This is a genomic window from Leptolyngbya sp. FACHB-711, assembly GCF_014695615.1.
Lineage (GTDB): Bacteria > Cyanobacteriota > Cyanobacteriia > Elainellales > Elainellaceae > Leptolyngbya_A.
The window spans coordinates 1-6,010 of record NZ_JACJOR010000387.1; the positions used below are offsets into that span (position 1 = coordinate 1).

Sequence of the window (6,010 nt, forward strand, 5' to 3'; positions counted from 1 at the left end):
GGGTTACTTGGGTGAGCATCTTGCTTCCCACGGTTTCACCGTTGCAGCGATCGAGCATCCGGGCAGCAACCTTGACTGGCTCGCCCCACTCCTGGGCGGCAGATGGATTCCCGCCGAGCAGCGATCGATTCTGCCCACCTCAGAGTTTATCGAGCGTCCCAGAGATGTTCAGTTTTTGCTGGACGAACTGGAGCAGTTAGAACAACGATCCGATCGATTTGCGGACCTGTTCAATACTAAGCAAGTCACTGTGATTGGACACTCGTTGGGCGGATATACAGCATTGGCACTGGCAGGAGCAGAACTTGATTTAGAGAGCCTACAAACGTTTTGCAATCGCGTTGATCAGGCCGGGCTGACTCCCGCAGATTGGCTGCAATGCACTGCAGCTGACTTACCTAATAACTTGCCCGTCTTGCAAGATGCACGAGTTGCTCAAATTATTGCGCTCAACCCAGCGATCGGACATTTATTCACGGCAGCGAGTCTGGCACAAATCCAGATTCCGACGATCGTCTTATCGAACAGCGAGGATACAATTACGCCCCCGATTCATCATCAGCTTCTACCGTTTGAGCAGATGCAAACCAAGAAGTATCTGATTACGGCACTCGGAGCAACACATCTCAGTGTAGGAACGCCAAATACTCTAAATGAATCTCTATTTGACAATGTATTTGTGCGCGAACGTCGTAGCGGAGAAACAGAACCATTGAGACAAATGCTGAAAGGGATGTCGCTGGCATTTGCGCAGCAGTTAACCCCTGAAGCCGCAAATTATCGTCCTTTTCTGGGTGCTGCCTATGTACAGTCCCATTCAACTCGCGATCTAAAGCTGCGTTTTGCAACCGATCTTCCACCAGAGTTGGTTACTCGATTAAAGCATTTAGAAGACATTCATAGAGCGATCGTCGCTTCACCACGAATTAGCACAATTTTGGCAGCCGTTCCCATTCGTCTTGAAATGTCACGGATAACTGAAAGATGGCTCCTGCTTCTGGCATTATCCGCAGTGTCTCTTGCTCCTAGAAGGAGGTCCACGGAGAGAGATGATCGAGCAACGAGATCAAAAGTTGCAAGCTAATTGAATTTTCACTTCTTTCTGTCCTTTTCGAATACTGTTCAGAACTAACCTGATTATGCCTTCGATCCAATGCCCTAATTAAGGCTTGGATCGTTTTGTTGAAGTTAATGATATGTTAACCGCGAGAGACTAATTGCGTTAGCAGCAATATTCAGATGTTCCATCATATTTCTGCAATTTTTACTTGAAAAACATATGCCTTCAAGAAGATGCATAAAAACAAATTTAAACAATAAGAGGCAGTAAGCGTAATTCAGGCTAATCGATGCGCTGCACTTTTTCGCTGAGTTTATAAAAACCTTTTCACATTCGTTTTATAAACAATTTAAGTTCAACTGTGAAACTAAAAGACATGAAGGAAAGAGAACAAATCAAACCTGCTCTCCTTCACCTTCAGCCCTACACAATTTAAACCAGGAAGTAATCATCATGAAACGCCTGATCCTCGCATCCTTATCTGTTCTGGCTCTTGGCACTGTTGCTGTTCCGACCTTTACCGTCAGCGGTCGTTTCGAGCAAGAGCGTCAGGATACTCTCAATGCAATGAGTGATTCCTGGCAACAAGAGCGTCAGGAAACCTTAAACGCCAGCAATGAACGTTGGAAGCAGGAACGTCAAGATACCTTAAATGCCAGCAACGATCGTTTTCAGCAAGAACGTCAGGAAACTCTAAATGCAATGAACAATCGGTGGGAACAGGAACGCCAGGAAACTTTGAATACCTAAACTTCACTGAAGCAGTTTTACTCAAGTAACCGCTAACCCGATGACAGTGAAACTGCCTGGCTCAAAATGCTCTCATCGTTAAAGCTGAAGATGTTTCCCTCATCCTCTGCTCGATGAGGTTTGTCGAATGGTACTGCTTACAGGATGCAAAAACCAAATTTTCACCCTTAAGCAGTGTTCGTTTCATTGAATCAATCGTCGCACAGAAATATTCACTGAGGTATTACCGCTGCCGGGTGATACCTTTTTATTTTAGAACGTTTATAAAAAATCTTTCATCTTTCATTTACACACCATTTATTTCATCCAGTCATATTGGAAAGTGTCAGCAAAGGCTGATGAAATAATTCAATCCCAATCAGGAGGAAAACCGATGAAACACTCAATGTTAATGAGTTTGTCGCTAGCTGCTGTGTCGCTGGGCGCGATCGCTGCCCTGAGCGCATTAGACCATCAATCTGCCACCGCACAGGCACAGCAACCCCAACAGGAACAGCTTCAAGAGCAGCCGCAAGCACAGCCCAAAGTTGGCTGCAATGAAGCCAATCAGTCGGCAGGACAGACGATCTGAAATCAGAGGATCTAGAAACAGTTTCAAAGTGACAGGATGCGATTGCCCCAGGTTGTTATTGGTAAATCTGGCATCCTTAAATTTAACCTGGAAATGAGTATTAGGAGGGCGACCTAATGCTTTTCCTCTACAAGAATTCTGTAGTGGTGTCTATCCTCCAATCGCAAGATTGCTTTAGAATTTTTGCCATCCCTGCCTAATCACGAAGCTCACTTCACCTTTACTTCCCGCCTGCCATGCCGTCGCTTCCAAAACCCACTCAACCCTCTGTTAGGGCATTGCCGCAGTCACTCCTGGTAAAGCTCACCCATCCCCAATGGTATCGCTGGCTGTTTAGCGTTCGCACTCGCCTGTTGCTGTGGTATTTGTTTCTGGCAGGCTGTGTCACTTTCATTTCGGTCAGCGCTGCCGATCGCGTTTATCGCGAAAGCATTGTGTCGCGTGCAAACCTGGCAATGAAGCAGCAGCTTGACCAGTTCAGTTACTTTGTTCAGTCCAAACAGCAGAGCGGTAAACTTCCGACCTCTACGACTCAAATCTTCGACGTATTTCTAGATCTCTACGCACCCACCCGTGATGAGTATTTCATAACGCTGATCAACGGGCAATTGCACGACTATCGCTCTTACTCCGGGCAACTCCCTGCCTTCCTGGAACAAAACGCTGCCCAGTTCCCGGACTGGTCAACGGTGAAATATCGACAAGAAGGACAGATGCATTTTGGCGAACAGCGATTTCAATACGTCGCGCACTGCTTCCGAATGGTAGGCAAACAGCCTGGAACCCTAATTGTTTTCTACGATGCCACCTCTGATTTTCAGCAGGGACGGCAGGCGTTGCTGCGTTTGTTGCGGGATGTCAGCATCTTTCTAGGGATTTCTTTGATCTTCGCCTGGTTTACGGCAGGACGGGTGCTAGCTCCCCTGCGGCAACTGACCAAAACGGCTCAGTCCATTCGGGAGTCAGACATGAATCAGCGATTGTCTGTGCAAGGCAAAGATGAAATTGCAGAACTCACCACGACCTTTAACGAAATGCTCGATCGCCTTCAGGTGGCCTTCGAAAGCCAGAAGGAATTTCTCAAAGATGCCAGCCACGAACTGCGAACGCCCATCACCGTGATTCAGGGACACCTGGAGATGCTGCAATATCGACCCGACCAGCAAGAAGAAACGATTGCCCTGGTAATGGATGAACTGGAGCGCATGGGCCGCCTGGTAAACGATCTGCTGCTGCTGGCAAAAACCGAAAACCCTAACTTCCTGCACCTCAAAACCGAAGAACTGGACTGGATGACCGAGGAACTGTATCTCAAATCTCGCTCGATCGCCCCGCGCAACTGGAAGCTGGAATCGAAAGGGCTCAGCCCCATTCGCTGTGATCGCCAACGCCTGACCCAAGCCGTGATGAATCTGGTACAGAATGCGGTGCGCCATACTGGAGAGAACGATACGATTACGCTCGGATCATCAGTGCGCGACAGCTACGCCTTCCTATGGGTGAGCGATACGGGAGAAGGTATTGCCCCCGAAGATCAGAAGCGCATCTTCCAACGCTTCACGCGCGGCACGAATCAAGACAATCAGTTTGAAGGTTACGGACTCGGACTTTCCATTGTGCAGGCGATCGCACAGGCTCATCACGGCTGGATCGAACTGCAAAGCCGTCTGGGAGAAGGCTCAACATTTACGATTATTATTCCGCTGGAACCCCCCGTTACTGCCCATGAATCGCATCCTGATCGCCGAGGACAATCCGCGCATCACCTCCTTCCTGGAAACCGGACTTCAGGCTAATGGTTATACGACGACCGTGGTGAGTACGGCAAAAAAAGCCATTTCGTTTGCCAGCAGCACTGATTTTGATTTGCTGATTCTGGATCTGGGGCTCCCTGATGCCGATGGACTAAAAGTGCTGGCAGCCGTGCGAGGACAAGGCGCAACCCTACCGATTATCATCCTGACCGCTCGTGATGGGCTCGACGATACTATCTCCGGTCTCGAAAGCGGCGCAGACGATTACATGACCAAACCCTTTCGGTTTGAGGAGTTATTGGCGCGAGTGCGGGTTCAGCTTCGCAATCAGCGATCGTCTAAAAAGCCCGAAGAAACGCAATTGCGGGTGGCAGACATCACGCTGGATTTATTGACTCGTCAGGTGTGGGTCAGTGATCGTCCGGTAGAACTCTCGACCCGCGAATTTCTGATGCTGGAAGTATTCCTGCGCCATCCGATGCAGGTCATGACCCGCGAACAGCTGCTCGATCGCATCTGGGGATACGACTATGATCCGGGTACAAACATAGTGAATGTCTACGTAGGACACCTGCGGCGCAAGATTGGGGACGATCGACTGGAAACCGTGCGTGGGGCAGGCTATCGTCTGCGCGTTTAGGGGCAAGGTGCGTTGCTGGTTTCCTCAATGCGATAAGTCTTCAATGTTTTACTTCTTGAATCTCAATATATCGATATCAATGAAGGGATACCGCAGATTATTCAGGAGTTAACTCATGACAATACACAAAACGCACTGGCAAACGTATCGCAAACTCGAACAAACTATCGATTGTGTTGAACAATCCTTTTTGCAGCGATTTATTGAACAACTTCAACAAACTAATAGAAGAATTGTCCAATGCTTCACCCCATCTAAACCCATCATTCAGCAGGTGAAACAGAGAAACGGTCGAGTTGGGTGGCATGTTCACGACCCAAACACCCAACGGAGTGCTTATCTGACTTCTGAGGAGGAAACTCTGGCGTGGTTAGACGAGGGTTTTGCCGATCGACAAGCTGACTCAACCCTAAACCGGGTGGACTTGTATCGATCGCAAGCAGTTCGTTGAGCAAAGTTGATTGGCAGCTAAATGTCTGCCGATGTTGAGGTGCTAAAAACGTTGATGTCAACTAGCGCTTATCATCCTCGTGCTAATGCTTGGCATCGTGTTAGCGACTTGCGCCGTTAGCTTCTGCGTCTAGAGCATAAAGCACAGCGTCCCTTGATTGTCGATGCTGGCAATGTAATTCACGCTCTTTGCGTGTTGAGTCGAATCTCTGGGGTTTCTCCCTTTGGCGCATCCCCTCGTCCTCTTTGTGCATCTGAGCGGACTCTCGCTTCGTCTGCCCAGGCAATCTCTGCCCCTGCTCGATCGCTTGCGGGTCTTGTTCATATGCTCGCTTCAATGGCTTTGCGAGGTCATCCTCCACTGCTTGAGATACTATCCCACACTCTGAATCGCGTCCGTCCTTACCCTAGTTTTTTGCCGCGTCAGTACTGCTCTAGAGTGGCTTCCCCTTCCTGCTGATATTGCTGCCACCAGTCCCAGACCGTATTGCGATGAACACCCAGGTATTCAGCAATGTCAACGATACGTTTGCCTTCCCCGCGTAATCGGATTGCCTGCTGTCGTAAGTAATTTTGTGTCTCCGGATTGAGCGTTCGAGCATCCGGTTTGTTCATACCTCTATGCTAGCAATCTCTCGCCTAACTCTGCCTTCTCTTTTCTTGCCAGGCTAATAGAGTTGTCGGGAAATAAGAACAGAGCTAGCCAATGCGACCTTTCAAGTTCTTCCTATGCCGCAGTCAGGTAGAAGTTCCATAATCCTGTTGCGGTTAGCATAAGGTGATCA

Annotated in this window: 7 protein-coding genes and 1 pseudogene; 6 read left to right on the plus strand and 2 right to left on the minus strand. The window is 48.7% G+C overall.

The window, feature by feature from the left end; genetic code table 11:
* The 6 genes from H6F80_RS16280 to H6F80_RS16305 all read left to right on the plus strand — a co-directional run.
* Nucleotides 1–1,084, plus strand: a 1,084-nt coding sequence (locus H6F80_RS16280; RefSeq protein ID WP_347277888.1) for an alpha/beta hydrolase family protein, incomplete at its 5' end; no start/stop codon positions are given.
* 429 nt (nucleotides 1,085–1,513) lie between these two features.
* On the plus strand, nucleotides 1,514–1,810 hold the full coding sequence (locus tag H6F80_RS16285; protein ID WP_190792577.1) for a hypothetical protein: 297 nt from the start codon (nucleotides 1,514–1,516) through the stop codon (nucleotides 1,808–1,810).
* Nucleotides 1,811–2,183: 373 nt separating this feature from the next.
* On the plus strand, nucleotides 2,184–2,381 hold the full coding sequence (locus tag H6F80_RS16290) for a hypothetical protein (RefSeq protein WP_190792578.1): 198 nt from the start codon (nucleotides 2,184–2,186) through the stop codon (nucleotides 2,379–2,381).
* Nucleotides 2,382–2,617: 236 nt separating this feature from the next.
* Nucleotides 2,618–4,177 (plus strand): HAMP domain-containing sensor histidine kinase, encoded by a 1,560-nt coding sequence (locus tag H6F80_RS16295; RefSeq protein WP_190792579.1) that lies wholly within the window; start codon nucleotides 2,618–2,620, stop codon nucleotides 4,175–4,177.
* Entirely contained in the window at nucleotides 4,107–4,775 is a 669-nt protein-coding gene (locus H6F80_RS16300; protein ID WP_190792580.1) for a response regulator transcription factor, read from the plus strand. Before H6F80_RS16295 ends, H6F80_RS16300 begins: the two co-directional genes overlap by 71 nt.
* Before the next feature lie 115 nt (nucleotides 4,776–4,890).
* On the plus strand, nucleotides 4,891–5,226 hold the full coding sequence (locus H6F80_RS16305) for a hypothetical protein (RefSeq protein WP_190792581.1): 336 nt from the start codon (nucleotides 4,891–4,893) through the stop codon (nucleotides 5,224–5,226).
* A 185-nt stretch (nucleotides 5,227–5,411) separates the two neighbouring features.
* On the opposite strand, the pseudogene H6F80_RS31370 reads toward H6F80_RS16305, so the two are convergent.
* Both H6F80_RS31370 and H6F80_RS16310 read right to left on the minus strand, forming a co-directional pair.
* Nucleotides 5,412–5,598 (minus strand): annotated as a pseudogene (locus H6F80_RS31370) (IS630 family transposase); the annotation flags it as partial.
* Between the two features lie 50 nt (nucleotides 5,599–5,648).
* Nucleotides 5,649–5,840 (minus strand): helix-turn-helix domain-containing protein, encoded by a 192-nt coding sequence (locus H6F80_RS16310; RefSeq protein ID WP_190792582.1) that lies wholly within the window; start codon nucleotides 5,838–5,840, stop codon nucleotides 5,649–5,651.
* Nucleotides 5,841–6,010 lie beyond the last annotated feature (170 nt).